A 25,758-nucleotide genomic window follows, 5' to 3' on the forward strand; every position below is an offset into this window, starting at 1 on the left:
GATTGGAGAGAAGACAATGGATAACCAACCAAAAAACCAAATTTCACGAAAAGGCTTAACGGTCTGGCGTGTTTACGGCAGTATGGAAACAGCGGTTATTGCGCTAATTGCAATTGGAGCAGGCGTGCTAACTTATTTTTTTGATTGGCCGCAATGGCTTTATGCGATTTATGGAGCGGTTATTTTACTATTTGGTATCGTGCTGATTTTCTGGTTTCCCAAAATACGGTGGCAACGTTGGCGGTATGAAGTAAGAGAACATGAAATTGAACTGCAACACGGCTTGTTTATTGTTACACGCACATTAGTGCCGATGGTACGAGTCCAACACGTCGATACTGAACAAGGTCCTATTTTAAGAAAGTATGACTTAGCAGAAATTTCAATTTCGACAGCTGCAACAACTCATACAATTCCTGCATTAGTTACAGCAGAGGCAGATGAGTTGAGAGCGAGAATTTCTGTATTGGCAAGGGTGGCGGAAGATGATGTATGAAGAACGTTATAAACTACATCCGATTTCGGCATTTTTAAACTTTATTAAAGGAATGAAAGAGTTACTGCTCCCATTTATCATTATTTTTGGTGTCAATATATTTAGAGGTGACGGTCTCAGTTCGATGTTTAATCAAGGTTGGCAAGGGTTAATTCCGGTAATTGTCGGTGGAGCTGTGTTGTTATTTCTACTAGTCGCTGGAATTGTTAAATGGAAACGATTTGTTTATTGGTTTGAAGATGGAGAACTACGTATTGAATACGGTTTGTTTGTTAAGAAAAAAAGATACATACCATTTGAACGGATTCAAAGCTTAAATTATGCAGAAGGAATTTTCCACCGACCTTTTGGTTTGGTAAAGGTAAAAGTAGAAACAGCAGGTTCTGGGAAAATTGGCCAAGCGGAAGCTGAATTGACGGCCATTTCAAGAGAAGATGCAGATCGAATTGAAAAAGAAATGGAAAAGGCTAAACATCAACTTTCTCGAGATACGACTCCGGTAATGGGTCCCATAGAGTATGTTGAAGCTCCAGTAAAAAAAATGTCCAAAACACTTTATCATATGTCTATGAAGGAATTATTAATTCTTGCGACAACTTCTGGAGGAATCGGCGTTGTCATTTCTGCAGTAGCAATTTTTCTTTCGCAGTTTTCTGAGTTTATTCCCTACGATGCTATTTATGAAGAAGTTATCTTGTTTTTGCGTTTTGGTGCATTAATTGTTGCCCTAACGGTTTTTGTTGTCTTACTGGTGGCTTGGGTCATTTCAGTCATAATGACAATCGTAGCAAATTATCAGTTTACGATTCAGTACGATGAAGATCGAATTTATATCACTAGAGGCTTACTGGAAAAAAAGAAGGTTTCTGTTCCGTTAAAACGTGTTCAAGGAATTAAAATCAGCCAAAATCCTTTGCGAGAACTATTCGGTTATGCAACGGTCGTAGTCGAAAGTGCTGGTGGGTCAGTAGGGGATAAGGATGAAAAAATTCGTCTATTTCCTTTAGTTAAAAAAAATCGGATGTTACCTATTTTAGAAGAATTATTTCCGGAGTTAGAATGGGAGCCTCAATTGGTCAAGGCACCAAAGCGAAGCATTCATTTTTTCTATCGCTTAAATTTAGTTTGGTTCTCTCCGTTTTTTGTTGCTGCGGGATATTTCTTCTATCCATACGGTCTTTTAGCGCTAATTATCGTACCGTTTGTTATTGTTGTCGGCATTTGGCAGCACCAGACTGTAGGTTATGCACTTGGGGAAAGACAGCTAACCGCTCAATTTAGAGGACTTAGTAAGCATCGTTATTTCATATTAAAAAAACGAATTCAAGTTGTTCAAGTGACGCAAAGTTATTTTCAAAGGCGGAAGGGAATTGCTTCAATTCACGCAACGATAAAATCAGGTATGATGGGTGCTACTGCAACAACCCCGCATATGGAAAAAGAAGATGCTAGTCGAATATTAACTTGGTATAAACCGCTTGGTGCAAAAGAGGGTTCGAGTTGAAAAATGAGTATAAAAAAAGACGGCCGGATGTGAAAATCCGGCTGTCTTTATTTTTTAGCTCGCCAACTAACGATACGTTTCGGGTGGAAATAACTAAGTCCAACTATGAATCCAGTGATCATTCCAGCGATATGAGCAGTAACGTTAATGTTTGGTGTTAAGAAAGTCATAACTATACTAATGACGATAATTGGGAGTATAATTTGTTTAAGTTGAGGTAAAGCGCGTCCCCCGTAATATACCAATGCACCAAATGCGCCGAAAACGCCGAAAATGGCACCACTTGCCCCAACATGGGAATAATCGAGTGGCTGTAAAAAATAAGTTGCTGCTGAAGCAAAAAACCCTGCAAGTAAGTAAATCGTTATAAAACGAACTTTACCGGTTAATCGTTCTAATTCTGGTCCGAAAAGGAATAAAGAAAACATATTAAACAGCAAGTGCATCAGTCCACCATGTAGGAACATTGGGGTGAAAAAGCGCCACCATTCGCCTTGCGCAATGTAAAAATTAGACCCTACGCCATAAAAATAAATCCATTGACCAAGAAAAGGTAACCATGTCAGTACATAGACCAACAGATTAAGCGCGATCAAAGTGGAAACGACCGGATACATACGCAGATATTGCTTAAAGCTTTCTGTTCGAATAAACATTTTGTCACCTCTATTTCATACGTTTTATTATACCTGTTACTTGTTTGCGAATGAAAGGAGAAACATTTATGATTACAGGAATTGGACTGGATATTGTGGAATTGTCACGAATCCGTCGATTAGATACCAAATCACCAAGATTTCGAACGCGTATATTAACCCATTACGAACAAGCCGAATACGATCGATTAACAGAGACAAGAAAAGTTGAGTATCTTGCAGGTCGTTTCGCGGCAAAAGAAGCCTTTTCCAAAGCAAAAGGTACTGGAATTGGCAGTGAATGTTCTTTTCAAGATATCGAAGTTAGAAAAGATGATAAAGGAAAACCTACTATTTACTTCCGTGGAATAGAAACGGGATTAGTGTCTATTACACACTCAAAGGAATTTGCAGCTGCGCAAGTTCTTTTACAAACAATCTAGTCAGGCGGTGTTGAAATGATAGAAAATTATCGGCCGACTAAAGCGGTCATCAATTTAACGGCAATCAAAAATAATTTGACTTATTTTCAAGAAAAGAGCGGTGATGCGGAAGTAATTACAGTGGTGAAAGCCGATGCTTACGGACATGGTGTTCTAGAAATTGCTAAAAACGTTATTGAAAATGGTGTCCGTATGCTTGCAGTAGCGACTCCAGATGAAGCACTTTTTTTACGAGAGCAAGGGATAGATGCAGAGCTGTTGGTATTAGGAGCGACTCCAGCGCGATTTATTCCAATCGCCCAGAAACATAATATTACGGTGACGGCTATTTCTCTTGAATGGCTTTCAATGGCCGCGATGAATATAGAGCAAGGTTTAGATGCATTGAAGATTCATTTAAAAGTGGATACTGGAATGAGGCGTATCGGTATTCAAGTAGATGAAGTTGACGATGCGTTTCGTTTTATTGCCGATCATGATTTTGGTTTTAAAGGCATTTTTACTCATTTTGCGACTGCAGATGAAAAAGATTCTTCGCTTTTCAGTCAGCAAGTAAATGCAATGAATAATATAATTGATAAACTGGATGACCCTTCTGTAATGGTTCATGTATCGAATAGCGCAGTGGCAATTATGCAACCGGATTTAGTTTGCGATGCAGTGCGTGTTGGAATTTCATTGTATGGAATTGCACCTTCCCCTTATGTGGGTAAGGAAATGGACTTTCAATTACAACCTGCACTTAGTCTCGAAACTGAAATGATTCATGTGAAAAAAGTGAAAGCTGGAGAATCCTTAAGCTACGGGGCTACCTATCGTGCTGATCAAGACGAGTGGATTGCGACGATACCCATTGGTTATGCAGATGGCATGTTGCGTGGTTTGCAAGGTCAAGATGTTTTAGTAAGAGGGCAACGTGTTCCAATTGTGGGGCGTATTTGTATGGATCAATGTATGATTCAACTTTCTGAGGAAATGCCCGTTGGCGAAAAAGTTCAATTGATTGGACGTCAAGGACAACAACAGATTTTAATCGATGAATGGGCCGACAAACTTGAAACAATCCCCTATGAAATTCCTTGTATCTTAACTAAACGAGTGCCACGCGTGTACGTAGAAAGTGCAGGGTTCTCCGATTTGTCTTTTCAGAAGTCTGATAAGGTGTTAAGATAGGGGAGACTATAACAGAAGAACGGGATTTTCGGAGGTGTCGGCTGTGTACGGTAAGTCAAAGACAAAAGAAGTGGTTGTGAAAATGCCAAAGCAATTTATTTCGGAGTTGACAACTCATTCAAATGAGCATGTCCAGGAAAGTGGAGATTATATATACGTTTCCACAAACCGGGTGACGAAAAATCTGTACGACTCATATCATATTCGGGAAGCAATGATCAAGGGCTATGTGGAGATGTCACAAATCAATCTATCGATTGCTTGTGAATGTTCTCACGCTGAGTACGAAGCGGAGCATACGACTGTGCGACTCGTAAGCGGAGGGTGACAACTTGATTGTAAAACGCGGAGATGTTTTTTTTGCGGAATTATCGCCAGTCGTCGGGTCTGAGCAAGGTGGGACCCGTCCTGTTCTGGTGATTCAAAACGATATAGGGAATCGTTTCAGTCCGACCGTCATTATTGCTGCAATAACGGCGCAAATTCAAAAAGCTAAATTGCCGACACACGTAGAAATCAATGCCAAGAAATATGGTTTTGAGCGTGATTCCGTTATTTTGCTTGAACAATTACGAACGATTGACAAGTCAAGGTTGACCGACAAAATTACTCAACTTGACGATACATTGATGGAAAAAGTGGATGAAGCATTGGAAATCAGTGTGGGCCTAGTAAAATTTTAAGCATACATATTTTGTAGAGGCACCTTGAGAATTTTTCTTAAGGTGCCTTTTTTATAGTTTGTGATGACGATAAAAAAGATGTGAAAAAAACGAATTTCCGATACAATAAAGAGTAGTAGATGAAAAAAGGGTTACATAGTGCAACAGGGAGGGTTTTTAGTCAATATGAATAAACAGATGGCTCAATATATACAGGGTAATTTAACCGAAATTATTTCGCGATGGCAAGAAAAAATGAAGAACGAAGAGCAGGAACTTTCTTTTCGGATTATGCCTGAAAAACTAATAAATCAAACGAGCCATGAATTTGCAGAGTTGATGATTTCTAATTTGCTAGAAAGTCACCAAGCATATGAAAGTCGCATAAATGATTTTGCTGAAAAAGTTGTTCGTCTTGGCTGGTCTATCACATTTGTTTCAAAAGCAATTGGGCACTTTGCTGAAATTGTTTATGAAGATATGAGAAAAGAAGAAATTATTGATGATAGCAATCTTGCTGATTATATAGATGAATTTTCAAAATGGATCACGCCTATTCGAGAAAGTACAATTCAAGCTTATTCTAAAACGTGGGAACGTACGGTTAGTCTACAGAAAATTGCGCTTCAGGAACTTTCTGCATCATTAATTCCGGTATTTGATAAAGTTTCCGTTATGCCTTTAGTCGGAACAATAGATACAGAACGAGCAAAATTAATTATGGAAAATCTACTTGAAGGTGTCGTTAAGCACCGAGCAGAAGTTGTTTTGCTCGATATAACAGGTGTTCCTGTAGTAGATACGATGGTTGCTCATCACATTATCCAAGCAGCAGATGCTGTGCGTTTAGTAGGAGCAAAATGTATGCTTGTCGGAATTCGACCTGAAATTGCACAAACCATCGTTACATTAGGTATAAATTTAAATGATTTCACAACGACAAGTACCTTGCAGCGAGGGGTAGAACAGGCCCTTGCTTGGACAAACCGAAAAATTGTGGAGGTTGAAGACTGATGAATTTTAGAATTCCAATTTTAAAATTAAGAGATACATTAATTGTTTCGATTCAATGGGAACTTGACGATCAAACGGCTCTTCAATTTCAAGAAGATTTGTTGACAAAGTTACATGAAACTAGTGCTAGAGGGGTTGTAATTGACTTAACATCAATTGACTTTATCGACTCGTTTATTGCGAAAGTTTTGGGAGACGTCATCAGCATGTCAAGCTTGATGGGGGCCAGAGTAGTTATTACCGGTATCCAACCAGCAGTTGCTATCACTTTAATCGAGTTAGGAATTCGACTTGAAGATGTTATGACAGCACTAGATTTAGAAAATGGTCTGGATAAACTTCAATTGGAATTGGAGGCTTAATCATGATCGATGAGTCCTCGGTAGAAATTTTAACGGAATGGGATATTGTTGCTGCAAGACAACTCGGACGTAATGTCGCGAAAGAACTTGGTTTTGGCACAGTAGATCAGGCCCGTATTACAACGGCTATAAGCGAACTTGCTCGTAATATCTACTTATACGCTGGAAAAGGAAGAATTGAAATTCAGCAATTGACCGAAAACGGGTTAAAAGGGATTTTGATTATTGCTGCAGATAGCGGTCCAGGAATATCAGATATTCGTCAAGTGATGCAAGATGGATTTACAACTTCAGGTGGATTGGGAGCAGGGCTTCCTGGAGTAAAGCGTTTAATGGACGACTTTAAGATCGAAACCATTGTGGGCGAAGGTACAGATATAAGAGCTACGAAGTGGCTTCGTTAGGGGGAAGACCCGATGATTCATGAAATTGAGAATCAGTATAAAGAGATTTTAAATGAGTATATGAAAAAACAAACCGAACAAAATTTATATGTTGGTCAAAATTTCAGCCGTCAACTTATCTTAGAGAATATTGCTCCTGAAGAAGTGATTAGTATGCACAAAGGGGCAATTCAAGAACTTTACGATGAGTTGCCGGATGTTGTTTGGCATTCTTTCGATTTTTTAATCGAAATGATGATCAATTATGGATTAGCGCTTCAAGAGCGTCAAAGTCTCTTAAAGCAACAGGAAGAGTTAAAGGTAGAAATGGATTTAGCGGCGAATGTGCAAGAAACCTTGCTGAAAACGAAACTACCCTTACTAGAAGGTTTAGATATAGGCCTTCTTTCTATTCCTGCGAAAAAAATGAATGGTGATTATATATATTTTGTGAGTGAACATGACGGGTATGCTGGAGTCGCGGTTGCAGATGTAATCGGCAAAGGACTTCCGGCTGCTCTTTGCATGTCCATGATTAAATTTGGAATGGACAGTTTAAATAGTTCACAAGCACTTCCGAAAGATGTGCTAAGCATCATTAACCGCATTGTTGAGAAAAGTGTGGATGATTCGATGTTTGTTTCCATGTTCTACGGAAATTATGATGCGAAACGAGCGCGTTTAACATATGGTTCAGCAGGACACGAACCTGCTATTTTATATCGTGCAAAAGACAATGAATTTACAGAGTTAAATGCGAAAGGCTTGTTGCTTGGAGTATCTCCAGCGGCGGTCTACGAAGAACACACCGTTGATTTGGAAAAAGGCGATTTAGTCATTATGATGACCGATGGCGTAACAGAAGGCCGAAACGAAGAAGGCTTTATCGAGCGCGAAGTTATCTTTGAATTAATTGAACGAAAAAAAGAAAAACCTGCACAAGTGATCGTGCAATATGTTTACGATGAACTTGAGCGAATGCAAAATGCAGAGTTCCAGGATGATTTTACATTGGTAATTTATAAAAAAGTCTAATAGCAGGTTTAATGACTTAGCGTCGGTGGTATTAAGGCTTAGAGTAGCTTTTTAAAAAGCGAGAGTTAATTTTAAAAAACGGGGTGTCAACTTACAATGAATATACAAGTAGATTTAACTGAATCGAATAATGTTCTTGAAGGATATATAGGCGGAGAAATTGATGCACATACTGCACCAGTCTTACGCGGAAAATTAGAAGATTACCAAAGTCACCAAGGTTTAGAAGCAGAGTTGGATCTTTCTGACGTTAATTATATGGATAGTACAGGATTAGGCGTTTTTGTAGCTTTTTATAAATCAGTCAATTCAAATGGTGGGCACGTAAAATTAAAAGGACTCTCCGTTCGGTTGAAACGCCTTTTCGATATTACAGGTCTAGGCGATATTATGGATATCGAATCAGTCGGGAAGGAGGGTAATTGATATGCGTCCTTTCGATTATGTAGAAATGAGAGTTCCCGCTAAATCACAATACGTAGGTGTTGCAAGACTTACGATTTCAGGTTTGGCTAGTCGTATTGGTTTTTCGTTTGATGATATAGAGGATTTGAAAATTGCTTCAAGTGAAGCGGTGACAAATGCGGTTCAACATGCTTACACTGAAGGTGAGCAAGGTGAAGTTGTAATTGGCTGTGCACTTTATGAAGATAAAATCGAAATTATGGTCGCTGATCACGGTCGCAGCTTTAATTTTGAAGAAACTAAAGCAAAAGTTGGACCTTATCACGATGAAGAAGAAGGTGCTTTTCTTCGCGAAGGAGGTCTCGGCTTGTATTTGATTGAAACATTAATGGACGAAGTTAAAGTTCATCATCAAGAAGGAGTAACGATCTTCATGACAAAGCATGTTGAAGGAGAGCAGGTGGAGAAGGATGTCGAAACAGTCTCATCCTAATCAGCCTACTAAAGAGCAGGTGCTTGATTGGATTGAAGCTTATCAGAAAACAGAAGATGAAGAAGCCCAAACAAACTTGGTGTTAAATTATAAACGCCTTGTCGAATCCATTGCCCGAAAATATTCGAATGGGAAATCTTATCATGAAGATATAGCGCAAGTAGGCATGCTCGGACTTTTAGGAGCTATTAGACGCTATGATCCATCGTTCGGTCGTAGTTTTGAAGCTTTTGCTGTGCCTACAATTATTGGAGAGATTAAACGATTCTTGCGTGACAAAACGTGGGCAATCCATGTTCCGCGTCGCATAAAGGAACTAGGTCCTCGGATAAAAGCGACGGTTGAAGTACTAACAAGAGAACTTCAGCGCTCGCCACAAGTATGGGAAATCGCTGAATATCTAGACGTTGAAGAAGACGATATATTGGAAGCAATGGAGATGGGCAAAAGCTATCAAGCACTTTCAATGGATCATTCTTTAGAGGCAGATTCAGACGGTAGCACAATTACTTTATTTGATGTAGTTGGCCAGGAAGACGATGGATATGAGAAAGCGGATCAACGCATGCTTGTAGCTGAAGCGATGAATGTGCTTTCTGAACGCGAAAAGCAAATCATCCAATTCACCTACATAGACCAGTTGAGTCAGAAAGAGGCTGGGGATAAACTCGGCATTTCTCAGATGCATGTTTCTCGCTTACAAAGAAAAGCGATTAAAAAACTTCAAGAAGCAATTTTAGCAGCTGGCGGAGTATCCTAGTGGAGAAAATTCAGCATAGTTCTATAAATGCTTTTATTTTCAACGCAGCAAAAAAAGGGAATTATGAATCTGGCGACAGTTATCATACCGTGTTAACAGATGATTACTTTATTTGCTCCGTAGCTGATGGATTAGGTAGTGGACCCATAGCACGTGAATCGTCTCAAGTGATTCCTCAGATTTTAAGAGAATACCATCACGAAACAGTGGATCAATTAATGCAACGCTTTAATGAGTTGATGATTCATAAACGAGGCGCTGCTGTGGCGATTTTTAAAGTTGATTTTAATAATAAAACCCTTGAATACAGCTGTGTCGGTAATATCCGGTTTTATCTGTACCGAAAAACAAAAGATGAAATTATTTACCCATTGCCGGTAATGGGCTATTTGTCAGGACGTCCGCAAAAGCTGCGTACTCAACTATACACATATATGGAGAACGATTTGTTTTTGATTCATTCTGATGGAGTGGATTTAAGAAATCCAAAATCCATGATGCGTAAAGCAACGGTGCCTGAACAATTATACAGTGATATATTAGAGTCGATTCAAACGGTTGACGACGCTACATTCATAACAGGAAGTCTTCTCAAATGAGAAGGCTTCTTTTTTATGTGTTAAAATGAGAAAGAATTGAAGGGGAGTGTCTAGATGGAAATGCAACAAATACATACATTAATCGCAAAAGAAGCGGACGTGCGAAAAGACCAAGTTGCGCAAGTTATCGCATTAATAGAAGATGGCAACACCGTACCTTTTATCGCGCGCTACAGAAAAGAAGCAACCGGCTCGTTAGATGAAGTTCAGATTAAGGCGATTGATGATCGATATACATACATTCAAAATTTAGAACAGCGAAAAATAGAAGTGATTCGTTCAATCACAGAACAAGAAAAACTAACAGAGGAACTAGAAAAGGCGATTAATGGAGCTACTGTTTTACAACGCCTAGAAGATTTATATCGACCATACAAACAAAAACGGCGCACAAAAGCAATTATCGCTAAAGAAAAAGGCTTGCAACCGTTAGCTGATTGGATGCTAGCACCTGGCGATGAAAAGTTAATGGAAAAAGCAGATACATTTGTCAATGAAGAAGAAGGGGTTACTTCTGCTGAAGAAGCCATTCAAGGCGCACAAGATATTTTAGCGGAATTATTTGCGGACGACCCGGATGTTCGAGAGAAAATTCGTTACATGACCCGAAAAAGCGGAACCATCGCTACAATAGCTAAAAAAAATCATGAAGACGAAAAACAAGTTTTTCAAATGTATTACGAATACGAAGAAGCAATCCAAAAAATTGTTCCGCATCGAATTTTAGCGATTAATCGTGGAGAAAAAGAAGATGTGCTAAAAGTTTCCGTTAATCCACCAGTTGATCGCATCGTTACGTTGATGAAAAATAATTGGATAAAGCAAACTCACTCAACGACAGAGGTGATAGCTGCAGCAATCGAAGATAGTTATAAGCGATTGATCCAGCCATCCGTCGAACGAGAAATTCGCGCCGAGTTGAGTGAGAAAGGTGAAACGCAAGCCATTCACATCTTCTCAGAAAACTTACGCAACCTTTTACTGCAGCCACCAATGAAAAACAAAATGGTTTTAGGGGTAGACCCAGCTTACCGAACAGGTTGCAAACTGGCAGTCATCGATGAGACCGGAAAACTTTTAGAGGTAGCAGTTATTTATCCACACCCACCAAAATCTGATCAAGCAGGCTCGAAAAAAATTATGGAGCGCTTAACGGCCAAGTACCCGATTGAAATCATGGCGATTGGTAACGGTACAGCATCTCGTGAAACTGAGCAATTTGTTGCGGACTTCTTATCGGAAACTTCGGCAAATATTTCTTATGTCATTGTCAACGAAGCAGGTGCTAGTGTTTATTCGGCGTCTGATATCGCGCGAGCTGAGTTCCCGGATTTAAAAGTTGAAGAACGAAGTGCGGCATCTATTGCACGTCGTTTGCAAGATCCGCTGTCTGAGCTGGTGAAGATTGACCCGAAAGCTGTAGGAGTTGGTCAATACCAGCACGATGTTTCTCAAAAGAAATTAGCAGACCAACTAACTTTTGTTGTAGAAACGGCTGTTAACCAAGTAGGAGTCAACGTTAACTCGGCCTCCGCTTCGTTATTGCATTATGTAGCAGGTTTAAGTAAAACTGTAGCTGAAAACGTAATTAAGGTAAGAGATGAGAATGGTCGCTTTACTTCACGCGCTCAGCTGAAAAAAATTCCGCGTCTAGGCGCGAAGACGTATGAACAAGCAATCGGATTTTTGCGGATTCCTGAAGGTAAGAATCCGTTAGACGCAACAGGTATTCATCCGGAGAGTTATGACATTGCAGAAAAACTCTTGAAACTAGTAGGGGAAGACAAAAAATCTGTTGGTAAAGTAGGTATCTCTGAAAAACTTGAAGCGCTCGAGCTATCCGAGTTAAGTGCAGAGTGGGGTGTCGGAGAAATAACCTTGAAAGATATTTTGGATGCGTTGAAAAAACCGTTCCGTGATCCGCGTGATGAATTTCCGCAGCCGCTATTGAAAAACGATATTTTGAAAATGGAAGACTTACTTCCGGGCATGGAAGTGCAAGGGACTGTTCGTAACGTAGTCGACTTTGGCGCGTTTATTGACATCGGAGTAAAGCAAGATGGCTTGGTCCATATCTCGAAACTGAAAAAAGGTTTTGTAAAGCATCCACTAGAGGTAGTTGCGGTAGGGGACATTGTCACTGCTTGGGTTGAAAAAGTAGAAAAAGATAAAGGACGCATTGCCTTAACGATGTTACAACCGGAAGAGCAAACCCTTTAACTTTAAGTATAGGGGAATTACTATGACGAACGAAGAACTAACAGAACTAATAAAAGAGATCTCGCTAGAAAATTTTTCTAAGCCATTTCGGCATGAAGGTATTTTCAATTCAAGATTGAGAACAACAGGGGGCAGGTATCTGTTGCGTTCTCATCATATTGAAATAAATCCAAGGTCTTATGAGAAATTTGGATATGTCGAATTGGAAGGGATTATTAAACACGAGCTTTGCCATTACCATCTTCATATAGAAGGAAGAGGATATAAGCATCGAGATCAAGATTTTAAAGAATTACTCCAGAAAACAGGATCACCTCGTTTTTGTTCATTGTTAGAAAACAAAACGAAGCAGCGCTCTATGAAGACTTATGTTTATCAATGTGTAATGTGCGAAACAAACTACAAGCGTAAGATTCGGATGAATACAGAACGCTACAGATGTGGTCGCTGCTCGGGAAAACTAGTAGCACAATAATAATTCAGCTGAAAAGGAGACAACCCACAACTGGTTTGTCTCCTTTTTTATTTGGGACTAGAGTGTAATTTTCTCTAAAGAAAAACAAAAGTAAAATTAAAACGAAAAAGGTATTGACGATTCTCTCAGACCTCTCTATAATAGAAAAAGTCGACAAGTAATTAAACATTATTCCGAAGTAGCTCAGTGGTAGAGCACCGCACTGTTAATGCGATGGTCGTAGGTTCGAGTCCTACCTTCGGAGCCATTTATGGCCCCTTGGTCAAGCGGTTAAGACACCGCCCTTTCACGGCGGTAACACGGGTTCGAATCCCGTAGGGGTCACCAACTTTTAAAAAACAATTAATCTGAAAAGTTATAGTTAGATAATAACTGTGGTACACTAATACATGAGTTAAACAACTATAAAAAAACGAATTATTGTTTTTTGAAAAAAATAATCTAATATTATTGTCGCGGGGTGGAGCAGTTCGGTAGCTCGTTGGGCTCATAACCCAAAGGTCGCAGGTTCAAATCCTGCCCCCGCAACCAAATGGTCCCGTGGTGTAGCGGTTAACATGCCTGCCTGTCACGCAGGAGATCGCCGGTTCGATCCCGGTCGGGACCGCCATTTATTGGGGTATAGCCAAGCGGTAAGGCAACGGGTTTTGATCCCGTCATGCCCTGGTTCGAATCCAGGTACCCCAGCCATTATTAATAAGCCGAAACGACAATGAATTAGAAATTCTAATTTCTCATTGACATTAAAGTGAAGATGCAGTATAATAGAATTTGTCTCTAAAATTAATTCAAGCGGTCGTGGCGGAATGGCAGACGCGCTAGGTTGAGGGCCTAGTGGGAGAAATCCCGTGGAAGTTCGACTCTTCTCGGCCGCACCATATAATCTCTAATGCGCCCGTAGCTCAATTGGATAGAGTACTTGACTACGAATCAAGCGGTTAGAGGTTCGAGTCCTCTCGGGCGCACCATAAATTTCTTCTTATAATAATGCGGGTGTAGTTTAGTGGTAAAACCTCAGCCTTCCAAGCTGATGATGAGGGTTCGATTCCCTTCACCCGCTCCATAATTTTAAATTAATAACTGAACCTTGAAAACTGAACAGCAAAACGTCAACAAATAGCAACGGTCGCGCAAAACGGCCCGCGCAAAACTTACTGATCAGCTTACGCAGATCAAAGCGAATCGTGCGTCTTCGGACGGCGATACGCCAGCAGTATTGAGCAATCAACACTACTCTATAATGGAGAGTTTGATCCTGGCTCAGGACGAACGCTGGCGGCGTGCCTAATACATGCAAGTCGAGCGGAACATTGGGAGCTTGCTCCCAATGTTTAGCGGCGGACGGGTGAGTAACACGTGGGCAACCTGCCCTGCAGATCGGGATAACTCCGGGAAACCGGTGCTAATACCGAATAGTTTGCGGCCTCTCCTGAGGCTGCACGGAAAGACGGTTTCGGCTGTCACTGCAGGATGGGCCCGCGGCGCATTAGCTAGTTGGTGGGGTAATGGCCTACCAAGGCGACGATGCGTAGCCGACCTGAGAGGGTGATCGGCCACACTGGGACTGAGACACGGCCCAGACTCCTACGGGAGGCAGCAGTAGGGAATCTTCCGCAATGGACGAAAGTCTGACGGAGCAACGCCGCGTGAGTGACGAAGGTTTTCGGATCGTAAAACTCTGTTGTGAGGGAAGAACAAGTACCAAGTAACTACTGGTACCTTGACGGTACCTCACCAGAAAGCCACGGCTAACTACGTGCCAGCAGCCGCGGTAATACGTAGGTGGCAAGCGTTGTCCGGAATTATTGGGCGTAAAGCGCGCGCAGGCGGTTCTTTAAGTCTGATGTGAAAGCCCACGGCTCAACCGTGGAGGGTCATTGGAAACTGGAGAACTTGAGTGCAGAAGAGGAAAGTGGAATTCCATGTGTAGCGGTGAAATGCGTAGAGATGTGGAGGAACACCAGTGGCGAAGGCGACTTTCTGGTCTGTAACTGACGCTGAGGCGCGAAAGCGTGGGGAGCAAACAGGATTAGATACCCTGGTAGTCCACGCCGTAAACGATGAGTGCTAAGTGTTAGGGGGTTTCCGCCCCTTAGTGCTGCAGCTAACGCATTAAGCACTCCGCCTGGGGAGTACGGCCGCAAGGCTGAAACTCAAAGGAATTGACGGGGGCCCGCACAAGCGGTGGAGCATGTGGTTTAATTCGAAGCAACGCGAAGAACCTTACCAGGTCTTGACATCCCACTGCCCGGTGTAGAGATACACTTTTCCCTTCGGGGACAGTGGTGACAGGTGGTGCATGGTTGTCGTCAGCTCGTGTCGTGAGATGTTGGGTTAAGTCCCGCAACGAGCGCAACCCTTGATCTTAGTTGCCAGCATTCAGTTGGGCACTCTAAGGTGACTGCCGGTGACAAACCGGAGGAAGGTGGGGATGACGTCAAATCATCATGCCCCTTATGACCTGGGCTACACACGTGCTACAATGGACGGTACAAAGGGTTGCCAACCCGCGAGGGGGAGCCAATCCCATAAAACCGTTCTCAGTTCGGATTGTAGGCTGCAACTCGCCTGCATGAAGCCGGAATCGCTAGTAATCGTGGATCAGCATGCCACGGTGAATACGTTCCCGGGCCTTGTACACACCGCCCGTCACACCACGAGAGTTTGTAACACCCGAAGTCGGTGAGGTAACCCTTGTGGAGCCAGCCGCCGAAGGTGGGACAGATGATTGGGGTGAAGTCGTAACAAGGTAGCCGTATCGGAAGGTGCGGCTGGATCACCTCCTTTCTAAGGATAAATTCGGAACCGAGTTTTCTCGGGGTTGACGTTTTGCGTTCAGTTTTGAAGGTTCACCTTCAGGCGGCAACGCCTTTTTTTGTGACTTTCAAACTTGTTCTTTGAAAACTGGATAAAACGACATTGAAACAAATGCAAGAAATTCAAGTACGCGTGACCATTGGTCACAACTTTTTAATTAACCATTGGTTAAGTTAGAAAGGGCGCACGGTGGATGCCTTGGCACTAGGAGCCGAAGAAGGACGGCACTAACACCGATATGCTTCGGGGAGCTGTAAGTGAGCGATGATCCGGAGATTTCCGAATGGGGGAACCCACTACCTTTAATCGGGTAGTATCCATGTGTGAATCTATAGCACATGAGAAGGCAGACCCAGGGAACTGAAACATCTAAGTACCTGGAGGAAGAGAAAGCAAATGCGATTCCCTGAGTAGCGGCGAGCGAAACGGGATCAGCCCAAACCAAGAGGCTTGCCTCTTGGGGTTGTAGGACACTCTATACGGAGTTACAAAAGGTAGGATTAGGCGAAGCGACCTGGAACGGTCCGCCACAGCGGGTAACAGCCCCGTAGCCGAAAACCCTACCCCTCCAGAGTGGATCCTGAGTACGGCGGAACACGTGAAATTCCGTCGGAATCTGGGAGGACCATCTCCCAAGGCTAAATACTTCCTAGTGACCGATAGTGAACCAGTACCGTGAGGGAAAGGTGAAAAGCACCCCGGAAGGGGAGTGAAATAGATCCTGAAACCGTGTGCCTACAAGTAGTCAAAGCCCGTTAATGGGTGATGGCGTGCCTTTTGTAGAATGAACCGGCGAGTTACGATTACATGCAAGGTTAAGCTGAGAAGGCGGAGCCGCAGCGAAAGCGAGTCTGAATAGGGCGACAGAGTATGTAGTTGTAGACCCGAAACCAGGTGATCTACCCATGTCCAGGGTGAAGGTAAGGTAACACTTACTGGAGGCCCGAACCCACGCACGTTGAAAAGTGCGGGGATGAGGTGTGGGTAGCGGAGAAATTCCAATCGAACCTGGAGATAGCTGGTTCTCTCCGAAATAGCTTTAGGGCTAGCCTCAAGATAGAGAATCCTGGAGGTAGAGCACTGTTTGGACTAGGGGCCCATCCCGGGTTACCGAATTCAGACAAACTCCGAATGCCAGTGATTTATGCTTGGGAGTCAGACTGCGAGTGATAAGATCCGTAGTCAAGAGGGAAACAGCCCAGACCACCAGCTAAGGTCCCCAAATATCCGTTAAGTGGAAAAGGATGTGGCGTTGCTTAGACAACCAGGATGTTGGCTTAGAAGCAGCCATCATTTAAAGAGTGCGTAATAGCTCACTGGTCGAGTGACACTGCGCCGAAAATGTACCGGGGCTAAACGGATTACCGAAGCTGTGGATGGATCTCGTAAGAGATCCGTGGTAGGAGAGCGTTCTAAGGGCGTAGAAGTCAGACCGGAAGGACTGGTGGAGCGCTTAGAAGTGAGAATGCCGGTATGAGTAACGAAAGACGGGTGAGAATCCCGTCCACCGAATGCCTAAGGTTTCCTGAGGAAGGCTCGTCCGCTCAGGGTTAGTCGGGACCTAAGTCGAGGCCGATAGGCGTAGACGATGGACAACAGGTTGATATTCCTGTACCACCTCCCCGCCGTTTGAGCAATGGGGGGACGCAGAAGGATAAGGAGAGCGTGCCGTTGGTTGTGCACGTCCAAGCAGTGAGGCGTGGAATGAGGCAAATCCCATTCCTGATACGTTGAGCTGTGATGGCAAGAGGGTTTACCCTTAGAGTCCCTGATTTCACACTGCCAAGAAAAGCCTCTAGCGAGGCGGGAGGTGCCCGTACCGCAAACCGACACAGGTAGGCGAGAAGAGAATTCTAAGGTGAGCGAGTGAACTCTCGTTAAGGAACTCGGCAAAATGACCCCGTAACTTCGGGAGAAGGGGTGCTCTGGTAGGGTGAATAGCCCGAGAGAGCCGCAGTGAATAGGCCCAGGCGACTGTTTAGCAAAAACACAGGTCTCTGCAAAACCGTAAGGTGACGTATAGGGGCTGACGCCTGCCCGGTGCTGGAAGGTTAAGAGGAGTGCTTAGCGCAAGCGAAGGTGCGAATTGAAGCCCCAGTAAACGGCGGCCGTAACTATAACGGTCCTAAGGTAGCGAAATTCCTTGTCGGGTAAGTTCCGACCCGCACGAAAGGCGTAACGATCTGGGCACTGTCTCAACGAGAGACTCGGTGAAATTATAGTACCTGTGAAGATGCAGGTTACCCGCGACAGGACGGAAAGACCCCGTGGAGCTTTACTGTAGCCTGATATTGAATTTTGGTGCAACTTGTACAGGATAGGTAGGAGCCTGAGATTCCGGAGCGCCAGCTTCGGAGGAGGCGTCAGTGGGATACTACCCTGGTTGTATTGAAATTCTAACCCACAAGCCTGATCGGCTTGGGAGACAGTGTCAGGCGGGCAGTTTGACTGGGGCGGTCGCCTCCTAAAGAGTAACGGAGGCGCCCAAAGGTTCCCTCAGAATGGTTGGAAATCATTCGTAGAGTGTAAAGGCAGAAGGGAGCTTGACTGCGAGACGTACATGTCGAGCAGGGTCGAAAGACGGGCTTAGTGATCCGGTGGTTCCGCATGGAAGGGCCATCGCTCAACGGATAAAAGCTACCCCGGGGATAACAGGCTTATCTCCCCCAAGAGTCCACATCGACGGGGAGGTTTGGCACCTCGATGTCGGCTCATCGCATCCTGGGGCTGTAGTCGGTCCCAAGGGTTGGGCTGTTCGCCCATTAAAGCGGTACGCGAGCTGGGTTCAGAACGTCGTGAGACAGTTCGGTCCCTATCCGTCGCGGGCGCAGGAAATTTGAGAGGAGCTGTCCTTAGTACGAGAGGACCGGGATGGACACACCGCTGGTGTACCAGTTGTTCTGCCAAGGGCATCGCTGGGTAGCTATGTGTGGCCGGGATAAGTGCTGAAAGCATCTAAGCACGAAGCCCCCCTCAAGATGAGATTTCCCATTGCGCAAGCAAGTAAGATCCCTCAAAGACGATGAGGTAGATAGGTTCGAGGTGGAAGCGTGGCGACACGTGCAGCTGACGAATACTAATCGATCGAGGACTTAACCAACAAATTGTAGGCGAAGCTTTTGCGTCACTGTTTCCAATGTCGTTTATCCAGTTTTGAGTGAACAAGCACTCAACCAAATAGTCCAGTGATGATGGCAAAGAGGCCACACCCGTTCCCATCCCGAACACGGCAGTTAAGCTCTTTTGCGCTGATGGTAGTTGGGGGTTTCCCCCTGTGAGAGTAAGACGTCGCTGGTCTGTTTTTTTTTTTTGGTCCCGTGGTGTAGCGGTTAACATGCCTGCCTGTCACGCAGGAGATCGCCGGTTCGATCCCGGTCGGGACCGTAATTTTGATAATAAACACAGCGATCATGCTGTGTTTATTTTTTTTATCCAAAAATCTTAGCTAAAAAACAATATATTTTGATTTACTTCAACTATTTCGCTAAACTATGTAAAGACTCAATAGAGGTGACATGATAAATGACATATACTAAAATACTAAAATCGCCTGAAGAAACCGAAAGCTTTGCTATCTATCTTGCGGAACGATTAGAGGCTGGAGATTTGCTAACGCTTGAAGGAGATTTGGGTGCTGGAAAAACTACTTTTACAAAAGGCTTAGCTAAAGGTCTTGGCATTCAACGGATGGTGAACAGTCCAACGTTTACCATCTTAAAACAATATTCGGGTCGACTAGACTTGAATCATTTCGATGTCTATCGTCTCGAAAACAGCGACGAAGATATTGGCTTTGATGAATTCTTCGATAGCGAAGCTGTATCGGTTGTTGAATGGGCAAGATTTATTGAAGAATATTTACCAAAAGAACGCTTAGAAATCACCATCAACCGACAATCTGAACAAGAACGAAAAATGACCTTGAATCCGATTGGCAGACGGTATGAAAATCTTTGCAGGGAGCTAAACTTATGATCTATCTCGGAATTGATACCTCGAATTCTCCACTGTCTCTCGCGTTAGTTGAGGATGGAAGAGTTTTAATAGAAGAAACATCTAATTTAAAAATCAATCACTCGTTAACAGCGATGCCTGCCATTGAAGAAATGATGAAAAAGGCAAAAGTTGCACCTGCGGACTTGACGCATATAGCAGTAGCGGAAGGACCCGGTTCGTATACAGGAGTACGTATTGGTTTAACGATTGCCAAGACATTAGCATGGTCATTGAAAATTCCACTCCATCTTGTTTCAAGTTTAAAAGTACTTGCAGCAAACGGAAAGGGCTTTGAGGGGCTAGTTTGTCCAATAATGGATGCTCGGCGAGGAACAGCTTTTATCGGCTTGTATGAAGGTCTTAGCTTAAACACTGTTTTTGCTGATCGACATAGTGATGTAAAAGAATTCTTACACAAAATTAAAGAACTCAATCGTCCTGTCATGTTTACCGGAGTTGACGCTGACTTGCACCAAGCACTTATTAAAGAAGTGCTTGGGGAGCAGGCTCATTGGAGTGAAGTTTCAAATAGATTGCCACGCGCATCAAACTTGATCCTGTTGGCTCAAGAGTCTAAGGAAAGCGCTGTTCATCACGCTGTTCCTGAGTATCGCCGGATTACAGAAGCTGAAGCAAACTATAATAAAGCTCAAGAAGGTAAAGCGCTATGAGTGAAACCGTAAGTTATAGAAAAATGACGGTTGAAGACGTTGACGCGGTTTACGAAATTGAAAAACTGTCTTTTACACTGCCTTGGACGAAGGATGCTTTTTTCAATGAAATGAATATTAATGAGCATGCGTATTATGTTATTGCTGAAACGGAGGAAGGTATTGTTGGATATTGTGGAATGTGGCTTGTGATGGATGAAGCACATGTGACCAATATCGCTATTCACCCGGATCAGCGAGGGAAAAAACTAGGTGGCGGATTAATGGAAGCGGCGATTGAGACTGCGAAAGCGCAAGGGGCTGTATTAATGACATTAGAAGCTCGAGTCAGTAATACAGTAGCTCAAAATCTTTATCGAAAGTTAGGATTTAAAAATGGTGGCATTCGTAAGCGGTATTATACGGATAATTACGAAGATGCCATAGTTATGTGGGTGAAATTCGATGAATAAAGACATTTATATATTGGGAATCGAAACAAGCTGTGATGAAACAGCAGCTTCTGTTGTTAAAAATGGAACGGAAATCATCTCGAATGTTGTAGCATCTCAAATTGAAAGCCATAAACGCTTTGGTGGCGTGGTACCAGAAATCGCTTCAAGACACCATGTAGAGCAAATCACTTTAGTCATTGAAGAAGCTTTGCAATTAGCGCAACTAGAACCGCATCAATTGAATGCAGTCGCAGTAACAGAAGGACCTGGATTAGTCGGTGCTTTACTAGTGGGCGTTAACGCCGCTAAAGCTTTTGCTTTTGCTCATCAACTACCTTTAGTAGGCGTTCATCATATTGCAGGTCATATATACGCCAATCGTTTAGAACAGGAAATGGAATTCCCACTGCTTGCTTTAGTGATTTCTGGTGGCCATACAGAGCTTATTTATATGAAAGAACATGGTGATTTCACTGTTATTGGAGAAACGCGTGATGATGCAGCAGGAGAAGCTTATGATAAAGTGGCACGGACATTAGACCTGCCTTATCCTGGTGGCCCTCATATTGATCGCTTGGCACATGTTGGAGAAGAAGCGATCATGTTCCCAAGAGTTTGGCTGGAAGAAGGGTCGTACGATTTTAGTTTTAGTGGATTAAAATCGTCCGTCTTAAATTATATGCATAATGCAGCTCAACGCGGTGAAAAAGTGGTGCCTGAGCACGTAGCAGCAGGTTTTCAAAACAGTGTGGTTGAAGTTGTAACGGGTAAAACGGTTCGTGCAGCTGAAGAATATCAAGTTCGTCAAGTCATTGCCGCAGGTGGAGTTGCTGCGAATAAAGGATTGCGAAGCTCTTTAGAAAAATCATTCAATGAAAAAGGAGTACCATTCTATATTCCTTCGTTACCATTATGTACAGATAATGCAGCCATGATCGCAGCGGCAGGAACTGTCATGTATCAAAAAGGACTGTTCGGCACAATGGCCATGAATGGACGACCAGGTATGCAATTGACATCATGGGTTTAATAAAACAAGTAATTTCATCATTTCAGTAAATCTGAGATGTGTGAAATTGCTTGTTTTTATTTACCATAAAATTCAGTCTTCTGCATTATAAAGAAAATTGTTCTGTCAATAGAGAACATTTGTACTTATGCACAATTTGTGAATAAACTGTTTATAACTAGAGGATAAAAGGGGGGTATCCTACATATTGTGTACTAGAAAGTGGAAAACTATGTGTATAACTTTTAGTTATTCTGTGGATAATGTGGAGAAGTCTGTTGACCGTTGATAAGACACTATCGAGTTTGTGGAGAAATCTGTGGAAATAAATATTTTGCAAATAGCTATTGACCTATATATAGTATCAAAAAAACCGGCTATACCCTAGCCGGTTTCAACTACATATTTTCAATTTCTTCCTGAATTTCAAGCCATTGCGTCATAACTTCTTCATGAGTGGACTTGAGCTCTTCAAGTTCATTTTGAAGTGGTAGTACTCGTTCATGATCTTGGAAGATTTCTGGCTTGCATAGTTGTTTTTCGATGTCAGTAATTTGTAAATCTAGCTTTTCCATCGATTGTTCGATTTCTTCTGATTGTCGAAGCAATTGACGTTCGCGCTTTTTCGCTTCTTTGTCAATCTGAGAAGTAGAGGAAGCAACTGGAGCTTTTACTTCAGTGACCGAACCGGCTTCATCGAGTGCTTTTAGTTCAGCAATCTCTAATTTTTTCTCTACATAATAATCGTAGTCACCCAAGTATTCAGTCGTGCCATCTTGCGTAAGTTCAATTACTTTTGTTGCAATGCGGTTCATAAAGTAACGGTCATGGGAAACAAAAAGTAATGTACCAGGGTAATCTAATAATGCATTTTCCAAAACTTCTTTACTGTCGAGGTCCAAATGGTTGGTTGGCTCATCTAACAACAAGACATTGGCTTTTTGCATCATAAGTTTTGCTAGTGCCACACGTGCTTTTTCGCCACCTGATAATGTAGAAACAGGTTTTAGCACATCGTCACCGGTAAACAAGAATCGACCTAATATGCCACGTATGTCTTTTTCGTTAATGAGCGGGTAGTCGTCCCATAATTCGTTCAGTACCAGCTTATTGCCTTTTAAATTGGCTTGTTCTTGGTCGTAATAGCCAAACTGAATACCTGTACCATAATGAATATCGCCTTCTAATGGCTTTAACTCTTTCATAATGGTTTTTAGCAGTGTAGATTTTCCGACACCGTTTGGTCCGACTAAAGCTAAACTTTCTTGGCGGTATAGTTTTGCTGAAATGTCTTTGGATACGGGTTCTGTGCTATAGCCAATAGCTAACGATTGTATATTCAATACATCGTTACCGCTTTGTTTGCCAATTGTAAAACCAAAGCTCGCTGATTTTTCATTGCCATCGGGGGCTTCCATCCAATCGGTTTTCTGCAAAACTTTCCGGCGGCTTTGCGCCATTTTCGTTGTGGAAGCTCGGGCTAAGTTGCGCTGGACGTAATCTTCGAGCTTAGCCTTTTCCCCTTGTTGTTTTTCAAACTGCTTTTGGTCAAGTTCGTATTGCTTCGATTTTTCGTCCAAGTATCGACTGTAGTTACCGGTATACTTTTTAACGCGATGACGAGATACTTCATATACGAGCGTAACTACTTGATCTAGGAAATAACGGTCATGGGAAACAATAAGTAAAGCGCCAGGGTAATTTTTCAAATAGTTTTCCAACCAACTTAAGGTTTCAATGTCTAAGTGGTTGGTCGGCTCATCGAGGATTAAAAGCTCGGGTTTGCTTAGCAAATGTTTCGCCAACATAAGACGCGTTTTTTGCCCACCTGATAAAGATGTCACTTTTTTATCGTAATCTTCCGGATAAAATTTCATGCCGTGAAGAATGGCGCGTGTATCCGATTCGTATTGATAGCCGCCTGCATCTTTAAAGTCATGCTGCAAAACGTCGTATTGTTTCATCACTTTATCATTTTCTTCCGGGTTGTTATAGACATCAGGATTTGCCATTTGTGCTTCTAAATGGCGAAGTTTCGATTCTTGTTCACGAAAATGATGGAAAATCGTCATCATTTCATCCCAAATAGTCGCGTCTGATTCTAAATTGGTTTGTTGTTCCAAATAGCCGATGGTTAAATCTTTAGGCATGCTAATATCGCCGCTATCGTAAGACATATCTCCAGCAATAATTTTCAATAAAGTCGATTTTCCTGCGCCGTTGCGGCCTACTAATGCCACGCGATCGCGGTGTTGTACTTCTAATTTAACGCCTGAGAGAATCTCTTCTGCGCCAAATGATTTATGGACTTGGTTTACTTGTAAAACAATCATGTAGGTCACCTCTATTCTCTTTAAGTGTAGCTGATAGGGCGTGTGTTCGCAATTGCACAAGTCTTTACATATCAATGCTCCTACTGTAAGATGAAAGCGATTTGACAACACCTCAGGAGGATGCGAAAGCGTATGTTACAAGAGACATCTAAAATTCCGCAAGCCACGACAAAAAGGCTGCCACTATATTATCGCTTTCTTCAAAACTTTGCGAACGCCGGACAAAAAAGAATTTCTTCGCAGGAATTGAGTGAAGCGATGAAAATTGATTCTGCTACCATCCGCCGTGATTTTTCTCAATTGGGTGCACATGGTAAAAAAGGCTATGGCTATGACGTTCAAGAATTACTGCTGTTTTTTCGCAAAACATTAGATCAAGATGAAGCGACCAATGTCGCATTAATTGGTGTTGGTGGGCTTGGCAGTGCATTCTTAAAGTATAATTTTCACCGCAATCACAATACAAAAATCATTGTTGCTTTTGATTCCAATAGTCCAAAAGAGGGCGAAAAGATCAACGACATTGACACGTATCATCCCGATAAAATCGAAGAAAAGATTAAAGAATACGGGATAGAGTTGGTTATTTTAACCGTGCCTTCCCGATCAGCTCAAGAAGTAACAGACCGTTTAGCAAAAACGGATATTAAAGGGATTTTGAATTTCACACCGGTTCGAATTTCGGTGCCTGAACATATCCGTGTCCAGACCATTGATCTGTCAGTAGAGCTGCAAACATTAATCTACCAAATCAAGCAGCAATGACTTAAAACCTTCACATTTCTACAGCCTTTCGAAATAGCCAAACCCGCTCGAATGATGTAAAATAGAGCCATAATACAGGAGGTGCAACGTATGCCAGGTCCAATGAGTATCATTATTATCGGTGTTGTTGCTTTACTTGTTTTCGGTCCGAAAAAATTACCGGAACTCGGAAAAGCATTTGGTTCTTCTTTGCGTGAGTTTAAAAACGCAACAAAAGGACTTGTAGACGATGACGACGATAAAGTAGATTTGAAAAAGAAAGACTAGCAAAAGGATATACGATAGGATGTTTGTCTGATGACAGAAAAAGATATGACATTAATTGAACATATAGGTGAACTTAGAAAACGACTGACCATTCTAGTCGTTTTCTTTGTATTAGCGATTATTATTAGCTTTTTCATTGCACAGCCGCTGATTCAGTATTTGCAATATACCGAAGAAGCAAAAAATCTTACCTTGAATGCGTTCAAAATTACGGATCCACTGAAGATTTTTATGCAGGTAACCATGATTTTAGCGTTAATCATCACTTCACCGCTAATCATGTACCAATTCTGGGCGTTTATAAGCCCTGGACTTCTCGATAAAGAGCGGAGAGCGACATTAAGTTATATTCCGTTTTCAGTACTACTGTTTTTAGGTGGAATTGCTTTCGCCTATTTAATCTTGTTTCCATACGTCATCGGATTTATGTTGAATATATCCGATAACATGAATATACAAGAAACCATCGGCATTAATGAGTATTTTCAATTCTTGTTCCAGATTACGTTGCCGTTCGGTGTGATTTTCCAGCTACCGGTACTGATGTTGTTTTTAACAAGACTCGGGATTATTACACCGATGTTGATGACTAAGTATCGTAAGTTTGCCTATCTTGGATTGGTGATCATTGCGGCGTTTATTACTCCGCCTGACATCGTTTCACATATGATTGTTACGTTACCGCTTATTATATTGTATGAATTTAGTGTTGTGATTGCTAAAATCGGCTACCGTAAATTTTTAAAAGCAGAGCAGCAACAAGCGATCGAAGAACAACAAGAAAGCCTTCCACCGAATTGATCGGGG

Annotated in this window: 25 protein-coding genes, 9 tRNA genes and 3 rRNA genes; 35 read left to right on the forward strand and 2 right to left on the reverse strand. The window is 42.4% G+C overall.

Annotated features, from left to right (window positions below; all coding sequences use genetic code 11):
- Positions 1-16: 16 nt before the first annotated feature.
- Entirely contained in the window at positions 17-496 is a 480-nt protein-coding gene (locus PLANO_RS02155) for a PH domain-containing protein (RefSeq protein ID WP_038702589.1), read from the forward strand.
- The gene (locus tag PLANO_RS02160) at positions 489-2,000 is read left to right on the forward strand and encodes a PH domain-containing protein (RefSeq protein WP_038705341.1); all 1,512 of its coding nucleotides are present in this window, start codon (positions 489-491) and stop codon (positions 1,998-2,000) included. Before PLANO_RS02155 ends, PLANO_RS02160 begins: the two co-directional genes overlap by 8 nt.
- Positions 2,001-2,047: 47 nt before the next feature.
- Here PLANO_RS02160 and PLANO_RS02165 read toward each other — a convergent pair whose 3' ends face one another.
- Positions 2,048-2,656, reverse strand: a complete 609-nt coding sequence (locus PLANO_RS02165; protein WP_038702591.1) for a rhomboid family intramembrane serine protease — start codon at positions 2,654-2,656, stop codon at positions 2,048-2,050.
- 68 nt (positions 2,657-2,724) lie between these two features.
- Here PLANO_RS02165 and acpS point away from each other — a divergent pair, with 68 nt between their 5' ends.
- From acpS to tsaD, 30 genes are all read left to right on the forward strand, one after another.
- A complete protein-coding gene (gene acpS, locus PLANO_RS02170) occupies positions 2,725-3,078 on the forward strand; it encodes a holo-ACP synthase (protein ID WP_038702593.1) in 354 nt (117 codons plus the stop codon).
- A gap of 15 nt (positions 3,079-3,093) precedes the next feature.
- Positions 3,094-4,251, forward strand: a complete 1,158-nt coding sequence (gene alr, locus PLANO_RS02175) for an alanine racemase (RefSeq protein ID WP_038702595.1) — start codon at positions 3,094-3,096, stop codon at positions 4,249-4,251.
- 43 nt (positions 4,252-4,294) lie between these two features.
- The gene (locus PLANO_RS02180; RefSeq protein WP_008432414.1) at positions 4,295-4,579 is read left to right on the forward strand and encodes a hypothetical protein; all 285 of its coding nucleotides are present in this window, start codon (positions 4,295-4,297) and stop codon (positions 4,577-4,579) included.
- A gap of 4 nt (positions 4,580-4,583) precedes the next feature.
- Positions 4,584-4,934, forward strand: a complete 351-nt coding sequence (locus tag PLANO_RS02185; RefSeq protein WP_008432415.1) for a type II toxin-antitoxin system PemK/MazF family toxin — start codon at positions 4,584-4,586, stop codon at positions 4,932-4,934.
- A 165-nt stretch (positions 4,935-5,099) separates the two neighbouring features.
- Positions 5,100-5,927 (forward strand): RsbT co-antagonist protein RsbRA, encoded by an 828-nt coding sequence (locus PLANO_RS02190; protein ID WP_038702597.1) that lies wholly within the window; start codon positions 5,100-5,102, stop codon positions 5,925-5,927.
- Positions 5,927-6,289 carry an STAS domain-containing protein gene (locus PLANO_RS02195; protein WP_008432419.1) on the forward strand — a complete coding sequence of 121 codons (363 nt, stop codon included), beginning with the start codon at positions 5,927-5,929 and terminating at the stop codon, positions 6,287-6,289. The genes PLANO_RS02190 and PLANO_RS02195 overlap by 1 nt, the downstream gene beginning before the upstream one ends.
- 2 nt (positions 6,290-6,291) lie before the next feature.
- Positions 6,292-6,693 carry an anti-sigma regulatory factor gene (locus tag PLANO_RS02200; RefSeq protein ID WP_038702599.1) on the forward strand — a complete coding sequence of 134 codons (402 nt, stop codon included), beginning with the start codon at positions 6,292-6,294 and terminating at the stop codon, positions 6,691-6,693.
- 12 nt (positions 6,694-6,705) lie between these two features.
- Positions 6,706-7,707 (forward strand): PP2C family protein-serine/threonine phosphatase, encoded by a 1,002-nt coding sequence (locus PLANO_RS02205; RefSeq protein ID WP_038702601.1) that lies wholly within the window; start codon positions 6,706-6,708, stop codon positions 7,705-7,707.
- A 96-nt stretch (positions 7,708-7,803) separates the two neighbouring features.
- A complete protein-coding gene (locus tag PLANO_RS02210; protein WP_038702603.1) occupies positions 7,804-8,133 on the forward strand; it encodes an anti-sigma factor antagonist in 330 nt (109 codons plus the stop codon).
- A 1-nt stretch (position 8,134) separates the two neighbouring features.
- Positions 8,135-8,605: an anti-sigma B factor RsbW gene (gene rsbW / locus PLANO_RS02215; protein ID WP_038702606.1), complete on the forward strand. Its 471-nt coding sequence runs from the start codon at positions 8,135-8,137 to the stop codon at positions 8,603-8,605.
- Positions 8,583-9,365, forward strand: coding sequence for an RNA polymerase sigma factor SigB (gene sigB, locus PLANO_RS02220; protein ID WP_038702608.1), 783 nt, complete (start codon positions 8,583-8,585; stop codon positions 9,363-9,365). Before rsbW ends, sigB begins: the two co-directional genes overlap by 23 nt.
- The gene (locus PLANO_RS02225; RefSeq protein ID WP_038702610.1) at positions 9,365-9,964 is read left to right on the forward strand and encodes a PP2C family serine/threonine-protein phosphatase; all 600 of its coding nucleotides are present in this window, start codon (positions 9,365-9,367) and stop codon (positions 9,962-9,964) included. The genes sigB and PLANO_RS02225 overlap by 1 nt, the downstream gene beginning before the upstream one ends.
- A 54-nt stretch (positions 9,965-10,018) precedes the next feature.
- Positions 10,019-12,184: a Tex family protein gene (locus tag PLANO_RS02230; RefSeq protein WP_038702612.1), complete on the forward strand. Its 2,166-nt coding sequence runs from the start codon at positions 10,019-10,021 to the stop codon at positions 12,182-12,184.
- Between the two features lie 22 nt (positions 12,185-12,206).
- Positions 12,207-12,659, forward strand: coding sequence for a SprT family protein (locus PLANO_RS02235; protein ID WP_038702614.1), 453 nt, complete (start codon positions 12,207-12,209; stop codon positions 12,657-12,659).
- Positions 12,660-12,831: 172 nt separating this feature from the next.
- Positions 12,832-12,906 (forward strand) — tRNA-Asn (locus tag PLANO_RS02240).
- A gap of 5 nt (positions 12,907-12,911) precedes the next feature.
- A tRNA-Glu gene (locus PLANO_RS02245) sits at positions 12,912-12,986 on the forward strand.
- Positions 12,987-13,113: 127 nt separating this feature from the next.
- Positions 13,114-13,190, forward strand: a tRNA-Met gene (locus tag PLANO_RS02250).
- A 3-nt stretch (positions 13,191-13,193) separates the two neighbouring features.
- Positions 13,194-13,269: transfer RNA gene (locus PLANO_RS02255), tRNA-Asp, on the forward strand.
- Positions 13,270-13,274: 5 nt separating this feature from the next.
- Positions 13,275-13,349, forward strand: a tRNA-Gln gene (locus PLANO_RS02260).
- A 102-nt stretch (positions 13,350-13,451) separates the two neighbouring features.
- Positions 13,452-13,537, forward strand: a tRNA-Leu gene (locus PLANO_RS02265).
- Positions 13,538-13,550: 13 nt separating this feature from the next.
- Positions 13,551-13,627 (forward strand) — tRNA-Arg (locus tag PLANO_RS02270).
- Positions 13,628-13,648: 21 nt separating this feature from the next.
- Positions 13,649-13,722 (forward strand) — tRNA-Gly (locus tag PLANO_RS02275).
- A gap of 174 nt (positions 13,723-13,896) precedes the next feature.
- Positions 13,897-15,446: ribosomal RNA gene (locus PLANO_RS02280) — 16S ribosomal RNA — on the forward strand.
- A 196-nt stretch (positions 15,447-15,642) separates the two neighbouring features.
- A 23S ribosomal RNA gene (locus tag PLANO_RS02285) occupies positions 15,643-18,576 on the forward strand.
- A gap of 81 nt (positions 18,577-18,657) precedes the next feature.
- Positions 18,658-18,773 (forward strand): 5S ribosomal RNA (rrf, locus tag PLANO_RS02290).
- Together the 16S, 23S and 5S rRNA genes with 9 tRNA genes alongside form the textbook arrangement of a ribosomal RNA operon.
- A gap of 14 nt (positions 18,774-18,787) precedes the next feature.
- Positions 18,788-18,860 (forward strand) — tRNA-Asp (locus PLANO_RS02295).
- 138 nt (positions 18,861-18,998) lie between these two features.
- Entirely contained in the window at positions 18,999-19,451 is a 453-nt protein-coding gene (tsaE, locus tag PLANO_RS02300) for a tRNA (adenosine(37)-N6)-threonylcarbamoyltransferase complex ATPase subunit type 1 TsaE (protein ID WP_038702616.1), read from the forward strand.
- Positions 19,448-20,143, forward strand: a complete 696-nt coding sequence (gene tsaB / locus PLANO_RS02305) for a tRNA (adenosine(37)-N6)-threonylcarbamoyltransferase complex dimerization subunit type 1 TsaB (RefSeq protein WP_038702618.1) — start codon at positions 19,448-19,450, stop codon at positions 20,141-20,143. The genes tsaE and tsaB overlap by 4 nt, the downstream gene beginning before the upstream one ends.
- Positions 20,140-20,595, forward strand: a complete 456-nt coding sequence (gene rimI / locus PLANO_RS02310) for a ribosomal protein S18-alanine N-acetyltransferase (RefSeq protein ID WP_038702620.1) — start codon at positions 20,140-20,142, stop codon at positions 20,593-20,595. Before tsaB ends, rimI begins: the two co-directional genes overlap by 4 nt.
- On the forward strand, positions 20,588-21,607 hold the full coding sequence (gene tsaD, locus PLANO_RS02315; RefSeq protein ID WP_038702622.1) for a tRNA (adenosine(37)-N6)-threonylcarbamoyltransferase complex transferase subunit TsaD: 1,020 nt from the start codon (positions 20,588-20,590) through the stop codon (positions 21,605-21,607). Before rimI ends, tsaD begins: the two co-directional genes overlap by 8 nt.
- 377 nt (positions 21,608-21,984) lie before the next feature.
- Here the strand turns inward: tsaD and PLANO_RS02320 are convergent, their stop codons facing one another.
- Entirely contained in the window at positions 21,985-23,919 is a 1,935-nt protein-coding gene (locus tag PLANO_RS02320; RefSeq protein ID WP_038702624.1) for an ABC-F family ATP-binding cassette domain-containing protein, read from the reverse strand.
- A gap of 132 nt (positions 23,920-24,051) precedes the next feature.
- Between PLANO_RS02320 and PLANO_RS02325 the strand changes: the two genes are divergently transcribed.
- The 3 genes from PLANO_RS02325 (at position 24,052) to tatC (ending at position 25,752) form a co-directional block, all read left to right on the forward strand.
- Entirely contained in the window at positions 24,052-24,684 is a 633-nt protein-coding gene (locus PLANO_RS02325) for a redox-sensing transcriptional repressor Rex (RefSeq protein WP_038702626.1), read from the forward strand.
- Between the two features lie 90 nt (positions 24,685-24,774).
- Positions 24,775-24,951: a twin-arginine translocase TatA/TatE family subunit gene (locus PLANO_RS02330; protein ID WP_008429889.1), complete on the forward strand. Its 177-nt coding sequence runs from the start codon at positions 24,775-24,777 to the stop codon at positions 24,949-24,951.
- Between the two features lie 30 nt (positions 24,952-24,981).
- A complete protein-coding gene (gene tatC, locus PLANO_RS02335) occupies positions 24,982-25,752 on the forward strand; it encodes a twin-arginine translocase subunit TatC (RefSeq protein ID WP_038702629.1) in 771 nt (256 codons plus the stop codon).
- Positions 25,753-25,758 lie beyond the last annotated feature (6 nt).

Source organism: Planococcus sp. PAMC 21323, from assembly GCF_000785555.1.
Lineage (GTDB): Bacteria > Bacillota > Bacilli > Bacillales_A > Planococcaceae > Planococcus.

What these genes read in the sequence shown, in the direction of transcription:
- alr (WP_038702595.1), top strand. Translation starts at nt 3,094, where the DNA reads ATGATAGAAAATTATCGGCCGACTAAAGCGGTCATCAATTTAACGGCA.
- PLANO_RS02155 (WP_038702589.1), top strand. Translation starts at nt 17, where the DNA reads ATGGATAACCAACCAAAAAACCAAATTTCACGAAAAGGCTTAACGGTC.
- tsaD (WP_038702622.1), top strand. Translation starts at nt 20,588, where the DNA reads ATGAATAAAGACATTTATATATTGGGAATCGAAACAAGCTGTGATGAA.
- PLANO_RS02160 (WP_038705341.1), top strand. Translation starts at nt 489, where the DNA reads ATGTATGAAGAACGTTATAAACTACATCCGATTTCGGCATTTTTAAAC.
- PLANO_RS02210 (WP_038702603.1), top strand. Translation starts at nt 7,804, where the DNA reads ATGAATATACAAGTAGATTTAACTGAATCGAATAATGTTCTTGAAGGA.
- PLANO_RS02195 (WP_008432419.1), top strand. Translation starts at nt 5,927, where the DNA reads ATGAATTTTAGAATTCCAATTTTAAAATTAAGAGATACATTAATTGTT.
- tsaE (WP_038702616.1), top strand. Translation starts at nt 18,999, where the DNA reads ATGACATATACTAAAATACTAAAATCGCCTGAAGAAACCGAAAGCTTT.
- PLANO_RS02325 (WP_038702626.1), top strand. Translation starts at nt 24,052, where the DNA reads ATGTTACAAGAGACATCTAAAATTCCGCAAGCCACGACAAAAAGGCTG.
- sigB (WP_038702608.1), top strand. Translation starts at nt 8,583, where the DNA reads ATGTCGAAACAGTCTCATCCTAATCAGCCTACTAAAGAGCAGGTGCTT.
- PLANO_RS02200 (WP_038702599.1), top strand. Translation starts at nt 6,292, where the DNA reads ATGATCGATGAGTCCTCGGTAGAAATTTTAACGGAATGGGATATTGTT.
- PLANO_RS02165 (WP_038702591.1), bottom strand. Translation starts at nt 2,656, where the DNA reads ATGTTTATTCGAACAGAAAGCTTTAAGCAATATCTGCGTATGTATCCG.
- PLANO_RS02205 (WP_038702601.1), top strand. Translation starts at nt 6,706, where the DNA reads ATGATTCATGAAATTGAGAATCAGTATAAAGAGATTTTAAATGAGTAT.
- PLANO_RS02190 (WP_038702597.1), top strand. Translation starts at nt 5,100, where the DNA reads ATGAATAAACAGATGGCTCAATATATACAGGGTAATTTAACCGAAATT.
- PLANO_RS02235 (WP_038702614.1), top strand. Translation starts at nt 12,207, where the DNA reads ATGACGAACGAAGAACTAACAGAACTAATAAAAGAGATCTCGCTAGAA.
- rimI (WP_038702620.1), top strand. Translation starts at nt 20,140, where the DNA reads ATGAGTGAAACCGTAAGTTATAGAAAAATGACGGTTGAAGACGTTGAC.
- PLANO_RS02230 (WP_038702612.1), top strand. Translation starts at nt 10,019, where the DNA reads ATGGAAATGCAACAAATACATACATTAATCGCAAAAGAAGCGGACGTG.
- PLANO_RS02320 (WP_038702624.1), bottom strand. Translation starts at nt 23,919, where the DNA reads ATGATTGTTTTACAAGTAAACCAAGTCCATAAATCATTTGGCGCAGAA.
- tatC (WP_038702629.1), top strand. Translation starts at nt 24,982, where the DNA reads ATGACAGAAAAAGATATGACATTAATTGAACATATAGGTGAACTTAGA.
- tsaB (WP_038702618.1), top strand. Translation starts at nt 19,448, where the DNA reads ATGATCTATCTCGGAATTGATACCTCGAATTCTCCACTGTCTCTCGCG.
- PLANO_RS02330 (WP_008429889.1), top strand. Translation starts at nt 24,775, where the DNA reads ATGCCAGGTCCAATGAGTATCATTATTATCGGTGTTGTTGCTTTACTT.
- acpS (WP_038702593.1), top strand. Translation starts at nt 2,725, where the DNA reads ATGATTACAGGAATTGGACTGGATATTGTGGAATTGTCACGAATCCGT.
- rsbW (WP_038702606.1), top strand. Translation starts at nt 8,135, where the DNA reads ATGCGTCCTTTCGATTATGTAGAAATGAGAGTTCCCGCTAAATCACAA.